The organism is Niastella caeni, from assembly GCF_004834005.1.
In the GTDB taxonomy this organism is placed as follows: Bacteria; Bacteroidota; Bacteroidia; order Chitinophagales; family Chitinophagaceae; genus Niastella; species Niastella caeni.
In genome coordinates this window covers 379319-397912 of the sequence record NZ_STFF01000002.1, presented here as the reverse complement: position 1 = coordinate 397912, position 18594 = coordinate 379319, and the positions used below count along the sequence as shown (strand labels likewise).

14 protein-coding genes are annotated in these 18594 nt (G+C 43.8%); 8 read left to right on the top strand and 6 right to left on the bottom strand.

From position 1 onward, the window contains the following. The first annotated feature begins 62 nt into the window (after positions 1-62). Positions 63-698 carry a thioredoxin family protein gene (locus FAM09_RS09405; RefSeq protein WP_136576844.1) on the top strand — a complete coding sequence of 212 codons (636 nt, stop codon included), beginning with the start codon at positions 63-65 and terminating at the stop codon, positions 696-698. A gap of 174 nt (positions 699-872) precedes the next feature. Further along, entirely contained in the window at positions 873-1601 is a 729-nt protein-coding gene (locus FAM09_RS09400) for an FKBP-type peptidyl-prolyl cis-trans isomerase (RefSeq protein ID WP_136576843.1), read from the top strand. Positions 1602-1759: 158 nt separating this feature from the next. On the opposite strand, the gene FAM09_RS09395 is transcribed toward FAM09_RS09400, so the two are convergent. From FAM09_RS09395 to FAM09_RS09385, 3 genes are all read right to left on the bottom strand, one after another. After that, the gene (locus FAM09_RS09395; protein ID WP_136576842.1) at positions 1760-3577 is read right to left on the bottom strand and encodes a DUF4139 domain-containing protein; all 1818 of its coding nucleotides are present in this window, start codon (positions 3575-3577) and stop codon (positions 1760-1762) included. Between the two features lie 161 nt (positions 3578-3738). Continuing rightward, on the bottom strand, positions 3739-5394 hold the full coding sequence (gene glgP / locus FAM09_RS09390) for an alpha-glucan family phosphorylase (RefSeq protein ID WP_136576841.1): 1656 nt from the start codon (positions 5392-5394) through the stop codon (positions 3739-3741). A 224-nt stretch (positions 5395-5618) separates the two neighbouring features. Then, positions 5619-6566 carry a hypothetical protein gene (locus FAM09_RS09385; RefSeq protein WP_136576840.1) on the bottom strand — a complete coding sequence of 316 codons (948 nt, stop codon included), beginning with the start codon at positions 6564-6566 and terminating at the stop codon, positions 5619-5621. A 334-nt stretch (positions 6567-6900) separates the two neighbouring features. On the opposite strand from FAM09_RS09385, the gene FAM09_RS09380 reads away from it, so the two are divergent. Together FAM09_RS09380 and FAM09_RS09375 are read left to right on the top strand one after the other, a co-directional pair. Beyond that, positions 6901-7569 carry a metal-dependent transcriptional regulator gene (locus tag FAM09_RS09380; RefSeq protein WP_136576839.1) on the top strand — a complete coding sequence of 223 codons (669 nt, stop codon included), beginning with the start codon at positions 6901-6903 and terminating at the stop codon, positions 7567-7569. Next, positions 7559-9442, top strand: a complete 1884-nt coding sequence (locus FAM09_RS09375) for an Nramp family divalent metal transporter (protein WP_136576838.1) — start codon at positions 7559-7561, stop codon at positions 9440-9442. Before FAM09_RS09380 ends, FAM09_RS09375 begins: the two co-directional genes overlap by 11 nt. 152 nt (positions 9443-9594) lie before the next feature. Here the strand turns inward: FAM09_RS09375 and FAM09_RS09370 are convergent, their stop codons facing one another. Further along, a complete protein-coding gene (locus tag FAM09_RS09370; protein ID WP_136576837.1) occupies positions 9595-10206 on the bottom strand; it encodes a Crp/Fnr family transcriptional regulator in 612 nt (203 codons plus the stop codon). Between the two features lie 9 nt (positions 10207-10215). Beyond that, entirely contained in the window at positions 10216-10818 is a 603-nt protein-coding gene (locus FAM09_RS09365) for a Crp/Fnr family transcriptional regulator (protein ID WP_136576836.1), read from the bottom strand. A 194-nt stretch (positions 10819-11012) separates the two neighbouring features. Between FAM09_RS09365 and FAM09_RS09360 the strand changes: the two genes are divergently transcribed. Beyond that, positions 11013-12248 carry an isocitrate dehydrogenase (NADP(+)) gene (locus tag FAM09_RS09360; protein WP_136576835.1) on the top strand — a complete coding sequence of 412 codons (1236 nt, stop codon included), beginning with the start codon at positions 11013-11015 and terminating at the stop codon, positions 12246-12248. A gap of 1161 nt (positions 12249-13409) precedes the next feature. Here FAM09_RS09360 and FAM09_RS09355 read toward each other — a convergent pair. Next, complete coding sequence (locus tag FAM09_RS09355) at positions 13410-15317, bottom strand: beta-N-acetylhexosaminidase (protein ID WP_136576834.1); 1908 nt, start codon at positions 15315-15317, stop codon at positions 13410-13412. A 197-nt stretch (positions 15318-15514) separates the two neighbouring features. On the opposite strand from FAM09_RS09355, the gene FAM09_RS09350 reads away from it, so the two are divergent. The 3 genes from FAM09_RS09350 to FAM09_RS09340 all read left to right on the top strand — a co-directional run bounded on the left by FAM09_RS09350 (position 15515) and on the right by FAM09_RS09340 (position 18559). Next, positions 15515-16342 (top strand): universal stress protein, encoded by an 828-nt coding sequence (locus tag FAM09_RS09350; RefSeq protein ID WP_136576833.1) that lies wholly within the window; start codon positions 15515-15517, stop codon positions 16340-16342. A gap of 66 nt (positions 16343-16408) precedes the next feature. Further along, on the top strand, positions 16409-17317 hold the full coding sequence (locus tag FAM09_RS09345) for a LysR substrate-binding domain-containing protein (RefSeq protein ID WP_136576832.1): 909 nt from the start codon (positions 16409-16411) through the stop codon (positions 17315-17317). A 66-nt stretch (positions 17318-17383) separates the two neighbouring features. Further along, the gene (locus tag FAM09_RS09340; RefSeq protein ID WP_136576831.1) at positions 17384-18559 is read left to right on the top strand and encodes a threonine synthase; all 1176 of its coding nucleotides are present in this window, start codon (positions 17384-17386) and stop codon (positions 18557-18559) included. The last annotated feature ends 35 nt before the right edge of the window (positions 18560-18594 follow it).

Genomic DNA, 18594 nt, shown 5'->3' with positions numbered 1-18594 from the left:
TGCAACTGTATTTGCTTGCAGCCTGTAGCGGTATTTCATTCACCCCTTCAATTCTATTTTGTATGCAATCAACTCATATAACTGTTATAGCTATGTTCATTTTTGTCATTACTGCCTGCACCCCAAAAATGACCAGTCAGGCATCACAGCCTGAAAATGTAGAAGCAACTGATAAAAAGGGCAACCTGATTCTGTTGGGAAAAAGCACGCGGCAACGCCTGGCACAACCGCCTTTTGATACCTGGTTCAATAAAAATTATTCAGACTATACGATCGACAGCATTACGGCCATCCAGATAAAACCTTTACTGCAGAATAAACAGTTCGTTTTGTTTATGGGCACCTGGTGTGGTGATAGCCGTCGTGAAGTGCCGCGTATGTACAGGATACTGGATCATTGCGGAGTAAAACCATCCCAGGTGCAACTGGTGAATTTGAGCAACAGCGATACAGCGTATAAACAAAGTCCCGGCCATGAAGAACGGGGATTGAATATTCGCCGTGTACCTACCCTGCTGATCTATGAAAACCGGCAGGAAGTGGGCCGGGTGGTAGAATCGCCTGTTGTAACACTGGAAAAAGACATCCTGGCAATTGTGACCAAACAGCCTTACGAGCATCGTTACAAGCACCTTATGGCTGCCCAACCTGTTAATAAGGCCGATTCAACCCGATCACAGCAGACCAACCGGCAATAATTCATTCATGAATACGTTTCATCTGCTATTATTTATTGTTGTTTGGCCAGATGGATCTTACTCCCGACAAGCAGGGACAGGCTATGACGACATTTTCATTGCTTTCAGATGTCATAATGAAAATTTTGTCATGGACGATTCATTCACTTACTTTTGAGACCTAAAATTTATGTAATGAAAAAATATGTGCTGTTGGCTTTTGCCTGTTTACCAGCTACGGTAATGCTGGCCCAGGCGCAGGCTAAGAAAAAACCGGTTGCAGCTACCAAAAAACCCGCTACCGCCGCTACCCCCACTGCTCCGGTTTTAAAAAATTCTGCCGATTCGTTTAGTTATGCCATAGGCTTAAGTATCGCAAGTTTTTACAAAGCCCAGGGCATTAGCAATATAAATAACCAGTTAGTTCTGAAAGCGCTTGCAGATGCTAAAGTTGACAAACCTCTGCTGAATGAAACCCAGGTAAATAATTGCATTGTAAATTATATGCAGAGTGCGCGCAGCGCTAAAGCTTCGCCCAATAAAAAAGCCGGAGAAGCTTTTTTGGCAGAAAATAAAAAGAAGCCGGGTGTAGTTGCTTTACCAAGCGGATTGCAATACCAGATCGTTAAAGAAGGCACTGGCCCTAAACCAACTATTGAAGACCAGGTAAAAGTGCATTACCATGGTATGTTAATCGACGGTACTGTTTTCGACAGCTCTGTTGATCGTGGCCAGCCGATCACCCTGGGTTTAAAAAATGTAATTCCCGGTTGGACAGAAGCGTTACAATTAATGCCCGTAGGCAGCAAATGGAAATTGTTCATTCCTTCCGATCTTGCTTATGGTGATAACCCTGCAGGACCAACCATTAAGGAAGGTTCAACCCTGATCTTTGATGTTGAGTTGATAGAGATCGTTAAATAAATTGTTTGTGGTTTATGGTTTGTAGTTTGTGGTTGCCTTGCACTTTGAATAGCTTGAATACATTTTAGCAGTCTTGTTCTTAATTTTAGAATAAAAGGCTACCGCATATCCTTCATGCTGCTCAACATGCGAAGCAACCACAAACCATAAACTACAAACTATAAATTAATAATTCTGTCTTTCGGATACTTCACACTATAACTTATTCGGTATTTCTTTATTTCACCAGGCGCCAGTTTCGCATTCCAGGTTAAAATACCGGTTTCCTCATTCACCGATGCCCCATCGTGTTGCAGCAATTCCACTTCAATGTCTTTATTAGACGATAAAGGATATTGGTCCTGTAACTCCACCTGAACCGCTTCTTTCTTATTATTCCGCACCGTTATTTCATAGGTGAATGTTTGCTTTTTGTTGGTACCGAGGAATTTTACACTGCTGAAATCATTCAGTTTTTCGCGGTTCACTACAACCCGTTTATCCCTGCCCAGCGTAAGGTTCAGTGTATCCTGTACAGAACCGGCATCAATAGTTGTTTTACCAATATAGGTCCCTTCAAATATTATGTTGGCTTCGCCCGGCAACAGGTTCAATGCTTCCCAATCTACTATTTCACCTAACAGGTAAGCATCTTTATCTAACCGGGGAACACTATAGTATTTGTATTGGGCCGGTATTTTAAAATCTTTCAGATTAACATTCTGCTCTTTACCATTCGAAGGCACATCATAAGGCAGCTCAATATCAAACACCACATTCAGTTGGTTGTCTTTTATTGATACATAATCTCCCATTTCTTTCAGGGTTACAATTACAGCGCCGCCTGATGCCCTGCTTCCATAAATTGCAGAAGCCTGGGCATCCTTTAGCACTTCCATACTTTTAATGGCCTTTTTGTCAATCTTTTTAAACTCCGTTTTGCTTACGGGCATACCATTTACAATATATACCGGCTCAGCCGCCTGCTCCTTCTCCTCTTTAGAATCGCGATTTGCACTTCCATAACCCATTACAATAACCTCACTCAATTCAGCAGTTGCAGGTGCGGCAGCCACACCAGCAACCCGGCCTCTTAAAGCTCTTTCCATGTCGTTAACCGGGTTAACATATGCGAGGAACCAGGCTTTTACATCAGGAGCATTGTTATGTTGTGAAGGGACCGAAGTAGATAAGGCCAGTTTCACGTTTTCCCAATCAATACCGGTGCTTTGCATCAGTTTGGCTTTGTAGGCTAAAGAAACAGGCTTGTTGATACTTTCAACCCGCAGATCATAGGAAGGATTCCAACCGGCAGCAGGCGTTACATACGATACCGTAAAATCATACTGACCGGCCAACGGGCAATACAATTGCAACAACAGCTTGCCAATGGTTTTATTATTTTTTTGTTCTTCTTCTTTTATCTGCTGGTTTAACTTAACAGTAATGGCTTTCAGCTTTGTTTCTTTCTCTTTATACCGGCTGATCTCATTTTGCAACTCAAGGGTTTTTGTTTTATAGTACTCCATCATTTTTGTAAGCTCAACCACACTAACCCCGGTTTGGTCGCCACGGATCTCCTTGTTGGCTTTTAACAGGTCTAATAATTCCTGGTCGGTTTTTAACACTACCTGCACCCGCGTTATTTCATCATTTACCGCATCCAGCGAATCTTCGAGCTTTCTTACAATGGGCAGCTTATGTTCAGGTCGCAGGAAATTGGTGGAAAATTCAACAGAGAGGATGGTTACGTTGCTCCCGGCTGAGCCGGGACTGCCTATTTGCAAACTATTAATATCAATGCGGTTACTGATATTATCTATCACTAATTCATTATTTCCCTGGTTCAGCGAGGCTTTGGCGGCATGTGTTAATTCAGCGCCGGTCCTGTATACCATGGCCGATTTCAATACCGAGGTAACAATATTTTTATCGCCGCCAGCATGTACAGCAGCACTTAACGAAAAGGATATCAAAACGATCAGTGTACGTTTCATAAAACTCATTTTATGTGAATGATTTTATGAAAGATGCACACTGGCCGGAAATTACATAAAAGAATGTTGAATATCGAAGTCCTTCAAAATTGGATATTCAATATTCGACATTAAAAAAGGATCACCTGTAACCAGATGATCCTTAACCTTTAATTAGAACTTTATTTATACAATAATTCGTAGTATTCGTTAGCCATCCGTCCCGAGTCGAACTGGAAGCGTACATCACGCATTCCGTTCTTGGCTATCTGACGCCAGGTATCGTAACGTTCATAATACATGGGCAGAATATCATGTTCGAGCATATCATACATTTTATCCAGATCGTATTGATCCTGCTCCTGCACACTCATTTTGGCATAGTCAGGTTTGGGAACTACAAAGCCATTATGTCCCTGATCAATGAACTCGGGGATCCAGCCATCAGACGTAGAGAAATTGATGGCGCCGTTCATGGCAGCCGTCATACCGCTGGTACCGGATGCTTCGCGGGGAACACGCGGGTTATTCAACCAGATATCGGCAGCCTGTTTCAACCGTTTTGACAACCCCAATTCATAACCGACAACCACTGCAATATTCTTGTAATTACGACTTAAATGCACCAGGTTATTGAACTCATTAATGGCAGGATAATCCATCGGATATGGTTTTCCGGCCCAAATGATCTGCACGGGATACTTGGTGCTGCTAATTAATTTTTCAAACCGCGCTTTATCGCGGGTAAGCAGTTCTGCCCGTTTATAACCGGCAAAGCGGCGCGCCCATACAATAGTAAATACGTTCGGGTTGAACAGTTTACCGGTTTGATCGGCCACAATATCAAAGGCCCGGCGCTTCAGGTATTTCTTGCGATCATCCCACCAGCTGTCATTGCCTTCTTCTGCTGCGCGGTATAATTGTTTATCTGACCAGTAACGCCAGTTCTGCGCATTGGTTATAGAAATAATCGGGCAAATGTTCTCATGCCGGCCCCACATGGCCCGCGATACTTCACCATGCAATTTTGATACGCCATTAGCCAGGTGCGCAAATCGCAATGCTACCAGGGAGTGATTGAACTGTTCATCGTTCATACCGGTGATCTTGCGCACTTCTTCAATGCTTAAGCCACAGAAGTAACTCATTTTATGACACAGATGAATATCATGCTTTTCATTACCGGCTTCTTCAGGTGTATGCGTAGTGAATACTAACCGCTTTTTTACTTCTTCAATCTTGTTGCCGAATTTTTTGTACAAATAAAAAACAGATGATACGCCATGCGCTTCATTCAAATGGTACAGGTCGGGATTAAATCCTATTTCATCCAGCAGCTTGGCGCCGCCTACACCTAATAATATGAACTGGGCCACTTTGGTAGCCACATTGGCATCGTATAAGCGATGGGTAATGGTTTGCGAAATATGATCGTTCTCCGGCAAGTCAGTGCTCAATAAAAAAAGTGGCGCTGTTTTGAATGTTTCCGGGTTCAGGTAATATGCTTTCACCCATACCAGGTGATCGTGAATGGTAATTTGAAATTTAATGCCGGTATCTTCCAGGAAATGATAATTCTTTTCCAACCAGGTTACCTGCAGGGTATGGTCCTGGTTACGGGCCTGGTCATAGTAACCGTATTTCCACAAGATGCCAATGCCTACCATGTTTTGTTGTAACTCATACGCACTGCGCAAATGCGAGCCTGATAAAAAGCCAAGGCCGCCGCTGTAAATTTTCAATGGCTGATGCACTGCAAATTCCATTGAAAAATAAGCTACTCTTTTGCTGTATTTCCCTTCTATCGGGTAAGGAACTGTAAAATTGGTAAAACTCATATACACTGTTCTTTTTATACTTTCCAGGTACTGATTATAATAGGTGTCCTGATTGTAATATTAATGCTACAAAGACGGGGCGAATATAACGTTAAATTCGTATTCCCTGGGGCTAAGAGATGTTAGCTATGTTAAGGCGTTGAGTACAACTAATGACTGTTAGTATGCGGTTACCGGCTATCTGTCTTAATTTGTAAGTTCTGCTTTCTTACTGCTTCCTGCCCTTACTTCTTCTTTGGCTTCGATGCTTTCTTCTTCCAGTAACTTCCGCTAAAAAAGCATTGAATATCCCGATACGATCCACACCCGCCTTTCTCTTTCATAGTGATCTTGTTGCCGGCAAATAAAAACTCCAACGAACAGGGATTATCACTTTTAACAAATTGTGCCACAGTGGGTGAAATAAAACGTGCTGTACCTTTTAGCTCACCTATACATTTACCACCGTTTTTTTCAAAATGCACAAAAAACACCATTTCCGAAGCGTTCCTTCCGTCCCGCACTGAAACGAAATTCCTATCATTTTCTACATAGTCGCCTGAAAATTTATTTTTAGCAGACATTGTATCAATCGGGTTCTGTACATCCTGGATAATATCTTCATTCGGTTCAGTTACAATAAGGGTAAAATTATCCCCGTTCCTATCATAGAAATAAATATTTCTTTTGAAAAGCACGTCCCCACCCGCTTTTTTGGTTTCGCGGTAGGTAGTGATCTGAAATTTTGAATCGAGCAAACCATAAGCCGACGTATAATGTTCAAAACCGGTCTTCAATAAAGGCATGGCCTTTAAAAATTTATTATCCTTACTAAAACAAGCAAGGTATACAACCCGCTTGCTGCCTGCAGTGACCTTGGTAAACAAATAATGTTCTTTTTCTTTTTCGGCTGTTCTTGCCAGGGCATAAAACTTAGGTGTAGCGTTCTTCCCAAAATCTTTCCTCCAGATGCTATCGGGAATAAATTTGGAAAAGGTCGTAAGCCCAAGCGCCATAGAATCATTCGACTTTTTTACCAACATGGTATCGGCTATAATATAAGGCAGCGTTACTTCGGGGTAAAAGGCAACAAAATCTGCGGCCGTTACTATATCACCTGCTTGTAAAGGTGCTTTTTTGTCCTTGCATGCAAATAATATTAATAAACCCAGACTTAAGAGGTACTTCTTCATAAAAATATCCGATAGCTGTTAATGGATAAAAATAAGCATTCATAGTCACTTCAAAAAGAAAACGCCGCCTCCCCCGGGGCCCACCAAAAATTCGGTCCCGCCTCTTTTTGATGGTTTGATAGTTTGATGGGTGTGCACGCGCTGTTCGGGTTTCCTGCGAATATTCATAAAGCCGGTTGTTCAACGGATCAACCATCCGGCAATGCAGCCATCTGGCCATCTAAAGGATGAAACCAGCCTGATTTGGAGTTAGCCTGATATTTTTTTAGATTTGTCTAAATTTTATTTTAGGTACGCATTAAAAGCAGGTGTGCTGTGACTTAAACAATAATCTATGGGTCCTAAATATTCGAGTAGCAGAGAGAATTACCTGAAAGCGATCTTTCACCTGCAGGAAGTTCATGGTACCGTAACCACCAACGATGTAGCCAGTGAAATGCAAACCCGCCCTGCTTCAGTTACTGATATGTTGAAGAAACTGAAAGCACAGAAATTATTATTGTATGAAAAATATAAAGGGTTTAAACTGAACACGGAAGGCCGGAAAGTCGCCCTGCAGATCATTCGCAAGCACCGGTTGTGGGAGTATTTCCTGGTTGAAAAACTGCGCTTTGGCTGGGATGAAGTACATGAAATGGCAGAAGAACTGGAGCACATCAGCAGCAAGAAACTGATCGACCGGCTCGATGAATTTTTAGGGTTTCCTAAAACCGATCCTCATGGCGATCCCATTCCCGATAGCCAGGGCCGGTGGACCCTTACCCGGCAGGTAGACCTGCTGAACCTGCCCGTAAATCAACAAGCCGAAGTAAGTGGCATCGGCGATCAATCGGCAGAAATCCTGGAGTTGTTAAACCACAAACATATTGCACTGGGTACAAGACTGGAAGTAAAGAAAAAGTTTGCCTTCGACAATTCCATCGAACTAAAAATAAAAAATCAATCACCCGTTACTATAAGTGAACACGTAGCAAAAAACGTATTTGTGAAATATGATGACTAGAATAAAAGGGGAAGCCTCGTTAAGTGAAGTACACGAATCAGTTGATATAAGCAAGAAAAAGGTCGGCTGGAAACAGGCTTTTGCATTTTTTGGCCCCGCTTACCTTGTGAGCGTAGGTTATATGGACCCCGGCAACTGGGCTACCGACCTGGCCGGCGGCAGTAAGTTTGGTTACACCCTTATTTGGGTTTTGTTGATGAGTAACCTGATGGCCCTGCTGTTACAAAGCCTGTCGGCCCGGCTTGGTATTGTTCGTGGCCGCGACCTGGCGCAGGCTAACCGCGAAACATATCCCCGGTCTGTAAATTTTCTGCTTTATATTTTGGCAGAAGTGGCCATTGCAGCTACCGACCTGGCCGAAGTATTGGGCATGGCCATTGGTATAAACCTGCTAACCGGCTTACCGCTTATCTGGGGCGTATCCATTACCGTTTTTGATACCTTTTTGTTGTTGTTCCTGCAACGCCTAGGCATCCGCAAAATGGAAGCGTTTATCATTGGATTGGTAGCTATCGTGGGCTTGTCGTTCCTGGTAGAAATATTGCTGGCCAAACCAGCTTTCGGTGAAATTGCCAAAGGATTCGTGCCTAAGCTTCCCAATGAACAGGCGTTGTATATAGCAATTGGCATCATTGGCGCCACTGTAATGCCGCACAATTTGTATTTACACTCTGCACTGGTACAAACCCGAAAAATTGCCAAAACAAAACAAGGCATTAAACAAGCGCTGAAATGGAGTTTTATAGATTCAGCAGTTGCCCTGAACATTGCCTTTCTTGTAAACGCAGCGATATTAATACTGGCAGCGACCACCTTCTTTAAAAAGGGAATGGTAGATGTGGCGGAGATCAAACAGGCGCATCAGTTATTGTCGGGTTTATTAGGTTCATCCGTAGCGCCGGTTCTATTTGCCATTGCGCTGATCGCCGCCGGACAAAGTTCTACCGTAACCGGCACCCTGGCAGGTCAGATCGTGATGGAAGGCTATCTGCGATTACGCATCAATCCCTGGATGCGCCGCCTGCTCACCCGCTTACTGGCTATTGTACCCGCCATTTTGGTTATTGCCATTGCCGGGGAAAAGGAAGTAGACAGCCTGCTGATCTTAAGCCAGGTTATTTTAAGTATGCAATTGGGATTTGCTATTATTCCGTTGATCCATTTTGTAAGCGACAAAAAGACAATGGGCGATTTTGCCATCAAACCAGTTGTACAGGCTATTGCCTGGGTTGTTACTTCTATTCTGGTATACCTGAATATTCGAATGCTGATCAATGAGGTTAGTTCTTTCTTTGCCGGGTCAGCCAACATCTATTGGAAAATACTGATCATTGCCGGAGGCGCGCTTTTCCTTGGGTTGTTGGTGTATATTATTTTTTACCCGCTCTTTGGCAGAAAGGCTAAAAAAACTTCCATACAGATGCACCCGCAATCGGAAAGTTTACAAAAACTAACTATTCCCACCTATAAAAAGATCGCGGTGGCTTTGGATTTTGGCGAGCACGACGATACGTTGCTGGCCCATGCCATAGGGCAAGGCCAGGGCAATGCAGAGTACTTACTGATACATGTGGTAGAAAGCGCGTCGGCCCGCTTATTGGGTAAGGAAAGCGACGATTACGAAACCCGCTATGATGAAGAGCGTTTACAAATGTATGTTCAACAATTGCACGAACAGGGCCTGGTGGCCACCTATCATTTGGGATTCCGGAACCGGGCCGAAGAGATCATTCGCATAATAAAGGAATCAAAAGCCGATATGTTGGTCATTGGCGCCCACCGGCACAGCGGATTGAAAGACTGGTTGTATGGGGAAACAATTAACTCGGTGCGACATGAGTTGAAGATACCTATATTAGTAGTTAATTTATAGTTTATGGTTTATGGTTTGTGGTTTGTAGTTCTTTATAATCGTGAATTCATTACTTTATTTCAATCTCGCGATTTTGCAGTTTCATCTGCTGAAACCAATAGCGAATCTCAAAGCGCGGCAGCAACCACAAACCATAAACCACAAACCACAAACTATTTCTTCTGCAACAACAAATGTTTTAACCTGCTAAAAGTCTCCGGTTTAATATTGAGGTAAGAAGCTAAAATTTTTTGCGGCACGCGTTGCAACATGTGCGGGTGCGTGTTCATGTATTCGAGAAAGCGTTCGCGGGTAGAAGTTTTTAACTGATCGAAATAGCGGGCGTCTTTTTTAATGAACATCTGCATAATGATGGCCCGGCCCAGGGCTTCCGCTTCAGGAATTTTGTTCAGCGCTTCCTGCATGCGATCGTAGTGAATAGATACCAGCACGGTAGGTTCCAGGGTTTGAATAATTACATCGGATGGTACACGGTGATGAAAGGAAATTTCAGATTGTATGATATGGCCTTCGGTGGCGAGTTGCAGGGTTACTTCTCCCCTGATGGAATAAGGCACATATTTGCGAACGAGGCCTTGGACCACTACATTCAGGTAATTCTCCATTTCGCCCTGGTTAACCAGCTTCTTTTTTTTATCAAAGCGGCGGATTTCCAGATAAGGTATTAATTGTTCCATCCCTTCCCGGCTAATCGATGAAAACCGTTTCAGGTGTACCAGTAATTGTTCGTAACATTCCCTGGCACCAATAATTTTTTCCCCCATAGAAAATCATCATTTAAGATAAGGAGCATCTGAGCTTTTTTTCGTTCTCAGCAAATGCTTAAGCCGGCTGAACGTTTCGGGTTTTATATTCAGGTAAGATGCCAGGTACTTTTGTGGCACCCGCTGAAACAACTCCGGGTTATCTGTCATAAAACGCAAAAAACGCTCTTTGGTACTATAACGGATACGCTCTAATTCCCATACTTCTTTCTGTAAAAATAATTCGGTAATGATCAACCGGCTCAACCGTTCTAATTTAGGGTACCGGCTATATAGCTGTTCTGCTCTGTCGCGGTGAAGGGAATAAAAAGTAGTAGGCTCAACGGTCTCGATCACATATCCTGAAGGCATTCCTGAAAAATACGACACAGAAGAAGAGATCAGCTCTCCTTCTTTGGCTATCTGGGTAATTATCTCTTCTTTGCCTTTATAAAAAAACTTCCGCGCCAACCCCTTTATAACGAAATACAGATACTTCTCTGTTTCGCTAACGTCGGTTAGTCGAACTTTCTTGTCAACTGATCTTACCTCAATGGAATTAATAAGCGCTTCCAGTTCTTCCGCAGGAAGATCAATAAACTGGTCTATATACTTTTGTAATATAGCAACCATACTGCAAGTTATAATTTATCAACAATTATTAGTTGGTGTTTGACCGGGAGCCTCTGTCTTTTAAGTACATCTATGTACCAGACGATGGAAAAACATCATACATGAGCGCTGTTGGGTAGCTAAAAAGCCTTTTGCACATTTGGCCATTCTGCTGTAGGTTTGCACCCTTATTTGAAGGCAAAAACAACGCATTTATGGCACAAAAAATCAATGTACAGAATCCTGTTGTAGAACTGGATGGCGATGAAATGACACGCATTATCTGGAAGTTCATCAAGGATAAACTCATCCTCCCCTACATTAACGTCGATATTAAGTATTACGACCTGGGTATTGAATACCGCGACAAGACCAATGACCAGGTTACTATTGATGCCGCCAATGCTATCAAACAGTATGGTGTAGGAATCAAATGTGCTACTATTACACCCGATGAAGCACGGGTAAAGGAGTTCACCCTCAAGCAAATGTGGAAGAGCCCCAATGGTACCATCCGTAACATTCTCGATGGCACCGTTTTCCGTGAACCTATCGTAATCAACAATATTCCCCGCCTGGTTACCAACTGGACAGCCCCCATTATCGTTGGCCGTCATGCTTTTGGCGATCAGTACCGGGCTACCGATTCAGTGATCAAAGGAAAAGGCAAACTCACCATGACCTTTACTCCTGAAGATGGCGGCGAACCGCAAACTTTTGAAGTATACAATTTTAAAGGTGACGGTGTTGCCATGACCATGTATAACACCGACGAAAGCATCAAGGGATTTGCCCGTAGCTGCTTTAACATGGCCCTCAGCAAAAAATGGCCGTTGTATTTGAGCACCAAAAACACCATTCTCAAAAAATATGACGGACGTTTCAAAGACATTTTCTCTGAGATCTTTGAAAACGAGTTCAAACAAGCCTTCCAACAAGCCGGTATCGTATACGAGCACCGCTTGATCGACGACATGGTTGCCAGCGCCCTGAAATGGAACGGCAATTTTGTTTGGGCCTGTAAAAACTACGATGGCGACGTTCAAAGCGACACCGTAGCACAAGGCTTTGGTTCTCTGGGCTTAATGACCTCTGTATTGATTACCCCCGACGGCAAAACCATGGAAGCTGAAGCAGCCCATGGCACCGTAACACGCCACTATCGCGATCACCAGGCCGGCAAGCCTACCAGCACCAACCCCATCGCATCTATCTTTGCATGGACAAGAGGATTGGCCTTCCGCGGTAAGCTGGACGGCAACCAGGCACTTATAGACTTCTGCAACACATTAGAGTCTACTTGTATAGAAACAGTTGAAAGTGGTAAAATGACTAAAGATTTGGCCGTTTGTGTTCATGGAAATAAAGTAGAACATGGAAAACACTTCCTGTATACTGAAGAATTTCTGGATGCCATCGATGCTAACCTGAAGAAGAAGATGGGTCTCTAAGATTCACAGGTTATCAAAATCAACTGGTTACATAATTATTACAGGCCCCCAACGGTATCGTCGGGGGCTTTTTCATTACACCCGGAACGTAAAACAGTATTTGGATAAGGCTATATTCAGCACTGACCCCGCCACCGGGAATTGCACTGAACAGGGAGCAGCAGTGCAACTCCGGTGCAACTCCCGTACAACCCCTATAGGCAAATACCCATACTGTTACCATATCGTATGCGGTTCATACCAAAAAGAAAGGCCTTCCCGATTAACCGGGAAAGCCTTGTGATGATAATACCCCTTAACTTACCTATTTGCCCCCGCCCCTAAAGGGGAGGAAGAATATCTTTTAGATACCTATTACTTCTGTTATATATTGCCAATTTCCGCTGGCCACTTTTACATTTTGCTTTATTGGATCCCGGGTTTTGCAAATTGGGCTTTATTGCTTTTAGGCATTTGCCCATTGCTTATTGCTAATTGCCCATTGTCTATTGCCTCTTACCTACATTATTTATGCCTTAGCAGCTAATAACAGTAGAATTCCTGTTAACGAAACATTAAACCCCAACCGCCCACAATACCCTATTTATAAATTCTGCAACCTGAGACGGAATTTCTACAAAAAAGGCCCTCCGTTTTCACAAAGGACCTTTTGAAATGATTGATTAAACCCTAAACCTGTAACTATTTACGTGCAGGAACCACTACAAGCGCTTAGCGGTTAATCATCACCTTGTTGTACCGGGTCGATGATCTACTATATTGACAGGCCAGGCAATAAATACGTTGCGCCTTCCCTTTAGTAAGCATGTTAAAGATTAGATAATGTGAGAAGAGAGGCGGCAGGTGCCGGGCATAGCAACGTTACTTTGTTGTAACAACGAGCAGAGTACATATATAAAAGAACAGCAAAATCATTTCTTTAAATATTACGACAAAAAATATTTTGCCATTAGTTTGAAAAGAACGAATGTTAATTTGTGAATTTATCTATTTAGTATACATCTCTTCTTGCCAGGGGAACGCCTATGTACACGTGAAGGATTAAACTAGTACGGCCGGCGTTCCTATTTTTATAAAAAAGTAAATGGTCCGATAGTTCAAGACCATCGGACCATTCTTATGTCTTTCATTTGCACATTTTCCCATTTGCACATTTGCTAATTACTTCTTCTTGTCCGCTCGCTTCTTCAAATCCGCCACCGTAATCGTGATCATGCGGCCAATAGGTTCTTTGCCTCTGTAGGTGATCACTTTTACATTTTGCGCATCTATGGGAATTTTCACCGGTTGCGTATATTTTGGATAAAAGCGGTCGGGGAATGAATTATCAAAGCTGTAATAAATATCCAGCCCTTCTACCTCGGTGCTCATAGCTAGTTTCAGTTGATCTCCATCTTTACTAACATCAAAGATAGGATCGTACATACTGGGCGCGTATTTGATCTCGGCTACATTGAACCGCTCAAAATGATCTTCTACCCGGCGTATAAAGTCATTCCAGTTCTTTTTGGCCGCAGGCGACCAAACACACTCAGCTACTGCAAATGCACGCGGCCAGGTCATATACTGCGCATGACGCATGTTGTAGATCTGTTCCGTCCACAGATTCGCTTGTCCGCCTTTTATAAACCTGGGATCAACGCCCTCAGGTACCGGTTCAAACTTATAAGAATCTTTTAACCGTACACTTTTATAAACAGGAGGCTCAATAGCTGCATCGCCCTGCATCAGGTCGATGTAGGTATTGTTGTTGGGGCTCATTACCACTTCATGTTGCATTTTGGCAGCTTCGGCGCCACCTTTCGAACCACGCCAGCTCATTACGGCTGCGTTCGGCGCCAGGCCGCCTTCCAGTATTTCATCCCACCCTATCATCTTCTTCCCTTTCGATTCAATGATCTTTTCTACTTTCTTTACAAAATAGCTTTGCACTTCATGCAGGTCTTTTAACCCTTCTTTTTGCATCAACTGTTTAACAGCCTCGCTTTTTTCCCAGAAGTTTTTCGCGCACTCATCGCCCCCCATGTGAATGTATTCAAACGGAAAAAGCTGCGCTACTTCGGTGAACACTTTATCCAGCACTTCGTACACTTTATCGTTCGCGGGGCAAAGCGTGTTGTCGACGAGTGCATAAAAACCGGTATCGGTCCACTGCATGAATTTCTCCCCAGAGCTTACGCGGTAGGTACCAGGGGTGCACGACAGTTCGGGATACGCTGCAACAGCAGCCATGCTATGCCCGGGCACATCTACTTCGGGGAGAATATTCACAAACCGGTCCGCAGCATACTGCACCAGTTCTTTAATATCGTTATGGGTATAAAAGCCACCGTAGGTGCGCGGTTCATTTTCAGTGGGCGGCGTAAACGTACCGAACGTACCGGTCTTATCTACCCGCCAGGCGCCTACTTCGGTTAATTTTGGAAGCGACTTGATCTCAACGCGCCAGCCCTGGTCATCGGTGAGGTGTAAATGCAATAAATTGTATTTATACTTTACCATTTCATCAATGTACTGTTTCACCTGCTCTTTGGTAAAAAAGTGACGCACCACATCAAACATCAAACCCCGCCAGGCAAAGCGCGGGTAATCGGTGATCTGCACACCGGGAATAACCCAGTTGGTTTTCTTCACTACCGTTTGGCTTTCTATTTCTTTGGGAAGCAACTGGAACAGTGTTTGCACAGCATAAAACAAACCGGCGGCATCATTGGCGGCAACCTGTACGCCGGTAGCTGTTACGTCTATTGTATAGCCTTCTTTTCCAATAACTTTATCGGGAGAACGGTTGAGTGAAAAACTGATCACATTGGCTTTAGTAGCCGGGGCTGCCTGCGCCATTGTAAAACCGGTAGCCTTGCGCGCCTGGTTGGTAAAAGAACGAACGATGCGTTGAACATCGGCATTCCTGGTATCAGACACTATTTTGGTTTGATTATTCAACACAAAACGGGCGCTCTTTTTTTCGAGCGATACGGGTTGCGGAATAATGGAGATCTCTGTTGCGGATTGAGAAACAGCGGTGGTAACCATCCAGAAACAAATAAAAAACAGGCTGAGTGATTTCATATTAGTCTTTATTTATCGTGAATGGTGAATAAAGTTTCGGCGCCTCGACCTGCGATATCCCATTGACCATTCACCATTGACGAGTTTTAAAATTAGGGAAATTTCCCCGCTCATATATCGAAAAAATAATGCAAACGATTGATCCTGTTTTTATTGAATGATCATTAATTTGTAACTTCCCAAAAACTATCAAATACATGAAGAAACTGTTGGTTCCAACTGACTTTTCCGACACATCAAAAAATGCCGCCCTTTTTGCTGCGCAAATGGCTGCAGATATTCAAAATGTAAAGATTATATTAATACATGTGTCTGATAAGATTACAGGCGGCTCAGATGGTTCTCCGTTAACCGAAGACGATGATGACCGTCGAGTTATACTTACCCAGGCCCTTAGCCAGTTGAAAGATGAGTTGCTGGCTGTGGCCAAAGTCACTATTGAATTTGTTACCGAAAAAGGTTCTTCCCTGGTGGAAACCCTTACCCGGTATGTTCGTCACCAGGGCATCGATATCGTGATCATGGGCATTACCGGCGCTACCCGGCTCGAGCAGATCTTAATGGGAAGCAACACCCTGGATATGGCTAAAGAAGGCGTTTGCCCGGTACTGATCATTCCGCCCGACGCAAAATACCGCAAGATCAAAAATGTGGTGCTGGCCAGCGATTTCAAGGAGGTAGACACCACCATACCTGTAGCGCCGCTAAAAGCTACGCTCGACCTGTTTAAACCCGCCCTGCATATTGTGAATGTAGATAGTGAGCACTATGTGCAATTGACCGATGAGTTTAAAGTAGAAAAAGCAAAACTGGAATTGATGTTGAAGGATTATTCACCTGAATTTTATTTTATCAGGCAATATGATTTCTTTGATGCCATCAGCCAGTTTGTTGACGACAGAAATATCGACCTGATCGTTATTGTACCAAAAGACCGCTCTTTTGTGAGTGGCTTGTTCAAGACCAGCCATACCAAAAAGCTGGCCTACCACAGCCACATTCCAATTGTAGCTATTCATGAATGATATAAGTTACCAGTTGCCAGTTGCCGGTTTATCCGGTAACTGGTACCCGGTAACCGGCAACCAACTATGCTCAGCTATAGTCACGAAGTATTCTTCGAAGTCGCAACGCATCTCAGCTTCTCTAAAGCAGCTGACATCTTATACATCAGCCAGCCGGCTATTACCAAGCATATACAATCGCTGGAGAAACATTATAAAGTAAGCCTGTTCGAACGCAAAGGCAATTCGGTGTCGCTCACCAGCGAAGGAAAAATATTACTCGAGTACGTGGTAAAAGGCCGCGAGTTGCAACGCCAGTTGGAATTTGACATTACGAAACAAAAGAACCTGCAACAGGCTAAAGGTTCGCTTACACTGGGCACCAGCACTACTATTTCGTTATATGTAATTCCGCCTGTTTTTTCCGCCTTTCACCAGCAATATCCCAATATTGAACTCACACTGGTGAACCGCAATTCAGAAAACATCTTAAAAGCCCTGCTCGATCATGAAATTGATCTCGCCATTACAGAAGGCCGCAATACCATCACTTCAGTAAAATATCAGTTCTTTTTAACAGATGAAGTAATACCGGTGTGCAGCGCCAAAAGCGACATGGTAAAGAAAAAGAATATTATTCCCGAAGATCTGAAAAGCATACCCGTAGCCTTACGCGAAAGAGGGTCCGGTACGCTGGCCGCGGTTACCGAAGCACTGCAAAAATGCAAAATAAGCATTGCCGACCTGCAGCATAAAATAGTTTTGGGCGGAACCGAAGCCCTGAAAAATTTTCTGCTCGACGATGTATGCCTGGGTTTCCTGCCTTTACGATCGGTTGCCCGGCAACTTAAGAATGGCGAGTTGGTTCGGTTATCCATTGCAGGTTTACAAATTCACCGCGCTTTTTACTTTATGCAACGTCGCGGATCTGAAGCAGATCGCATCAATCAACTCTTTATTAAACTGGCTACCAGTTACTATAACAAAAAGTTATAGCGTATAAGCAAACGGTATCGTTCTCCTTGCAGCAGGTTGTTACATTTATTGTGTCATATCAGTGCAATGAATATCATACAACCAATTACCTCGTTATCACAACTGGCTTGTTCCCAATGCGGACAAGTATACAGCGCCTTTGAACTACAATCATTTTCTACCTGCTGCCGACAACCGCTTGTTGCGCAATATAATTTAGCAGAAGCCCCGGCTAAAACGGTACTGCATAACCAGCCTGCTACCATGTGGCGTTATAAAGAAGTATTACCCGTTTTTGAAGAAGAAAATATTGTGAGCCTTGGCGAAGGTATGACGCCCATCGTCGAACTAAAACGGTTACAGGCGGCGTATGAACTGCCGAACCTGATCCTGAAAGACGAATCAAAGAACCCCACCGGTTCTTTTAAAGCAAGAGGATTAAGCGCCGCGGTGTCAAAAGCAAAAGAATTCGGAGTACAGACCTGCATCATTCCCACCGCAGGCAATGCCGGTGGCGCCATGGCAGCCTATTGCGCCAAAGCAGGCATAAAAGCGGTTGTTGTAATGCCACGCCACACACCACAGGTATTTAAAGATGAATGTGAATTGTACGGCGCTGAACTGATACTGGTAGATGGGCTCATCAGCGATTGTGCTAAAAAAGTGGCGCAGTTGAAAGAATCAATACATTGTTTTGATATTTCCACCATGAAAGAGCCGTACCGGCTGGAAGGGAAAAAGACCATGGGCTATGAAATAGCCGAACAACTCAACTGGACGGTGCCCGATGTTATCCTCTACCCTACCGGCGGCGGTACCGGATTGATCGGGATGTGGAAGGCATTTCAGGAAATGCAACAGATGGGCTGGATAGGCGAAAAACTGCCGCGCCTGTTTGCCATTCAAGCAGAGAACTGCAAACCCGTGGTGCAAACCTGGAAGGGCTTACAACCCAATGCCAAAAATTATGTGGGACGGCCTTCTTTGGCCAATGGGCTGGCAGTGCCTAATCCTTTTGCTGAAGATATGATGTTGAAAGTATTGCGCGAATCGAAAGGCCAGCCACTGGCCGTAAGTGATGCCGATATGGTGAACGCGGTAAAAGAAATTGCCCGCAAAGAAGGATTGATCATTGCCCCCGAAGGCGGCGCGTTATGGAAAGCGTTATTACAACTGGTGCAGGACGGTATTGTTCAACGGGCGGAAAAGATACTACTACTCAATACTGGTTCGGGTTATAAATATCTGGAGAACATTCTTTAAATAAAAAAGCTGCACGTTATGTGCAGCCTGTATCT

Excerpts from the sequence above, each read along its gene's own strand:
- FAM09_RS09405 (WP_136576844.1), top strand. The coding sequence starts at position 63 with ATGCAATCAACTCATATAACTGTTATAGCTATGTTCATTTTTGTCATT.
- FAM09_RS09400 (WP_136576843.1), top strand. The coding sequence starts at position 873 with ATGAAAAAATATGTGCTGTTGGCTTTTGCCTGTTTACCAGCTACGGTA.
- FAM09_RS09395 (WP_136576842.1), bottom strand. The coding sequence starts at position 3,577 with ATGAAACGTACACTGATCGTTTTGATATCCTTTTCGTTAAGTGCTGCT.
- glgP (WP_136576841.1), bottom strand. The coding sequence starts at position 5,394 with ATGAGTTTTACCAATTTTACAGTTCCTTACCCGATAGAAGGGAAATAC.
- FAM09_RS09385 (WP_136576840.1), bottom strand. The coding sequence starts at position 6,566 with ATGAAGAAGTACCTCTTAAGTCTGGGTTTATTAATATTATTTGCATGC.
- FAM09_RS09380 (WP_136576839.1), top strand. The coding sequence starts at position 6,901 with ATGGGTCCTAAATATTCGAGTAGCAGAGAGAATTACCTGAAAGCGATC.
- FAM09_RS09375 (WP_136576838.1), top strand. The coding sequence starts at position 7,559 with ATGATGACTAGAATAAAAGGGGAAGCCTCGTTAAGTGAAGTACACGAA.
- FAM09_RS09370 (WP_136576837.1), bottom strand. The coding sequence starts at position 10,206 with ATGGGGGAAAAAATTATTGGTGCCAGGGAATGTTACGAACAATTACTG.
- FAM09_RS09365 (WP_136576836.1), bottom strand. The coding sequence starts at position 10,818 with ATGGTTGCTATATTACAAAAGTATATAGACCAGTTTATTGATCTTCCT.
- FAM09_RS09360 (WP_136576835.1), top strand. The coding sequence starts at position 11,013 with ATGGCACAAAAAATCAATGTACAGAATCCTGTTGTAGAACTGGATGGC.
- FAM09_RS09355 (WP_136576834.1), bottom strand. The coding sequence starts at position 15,317 with ATGAAATCACTCAGCCTGTTTTTTATTTGTTTCTGGATGGTTACCACC.
- FAM09_RS09350 (WP_136576833.1), top strand. The coding sequence starts at position 15,515 with ATGAAGAAACTGTTGGTTCCAACTGACTTTTCCGACACATCAAAAAAT.
- FAM09_RS09345 (WP_136576832.1), top strand. The coding sequence starts at position 16,409 with ATGCTCAGCTATAGTCACGAAGTATTCTTCGAAGTCGCAACGCATCTC.
- FAM09_RS09340 (WP_136576831.1), top strand. The coding sequence starts at position 17,384 with ATGAATATCATACAACCAATTACCTCGTTATCACAACTGGCTTGTTCC.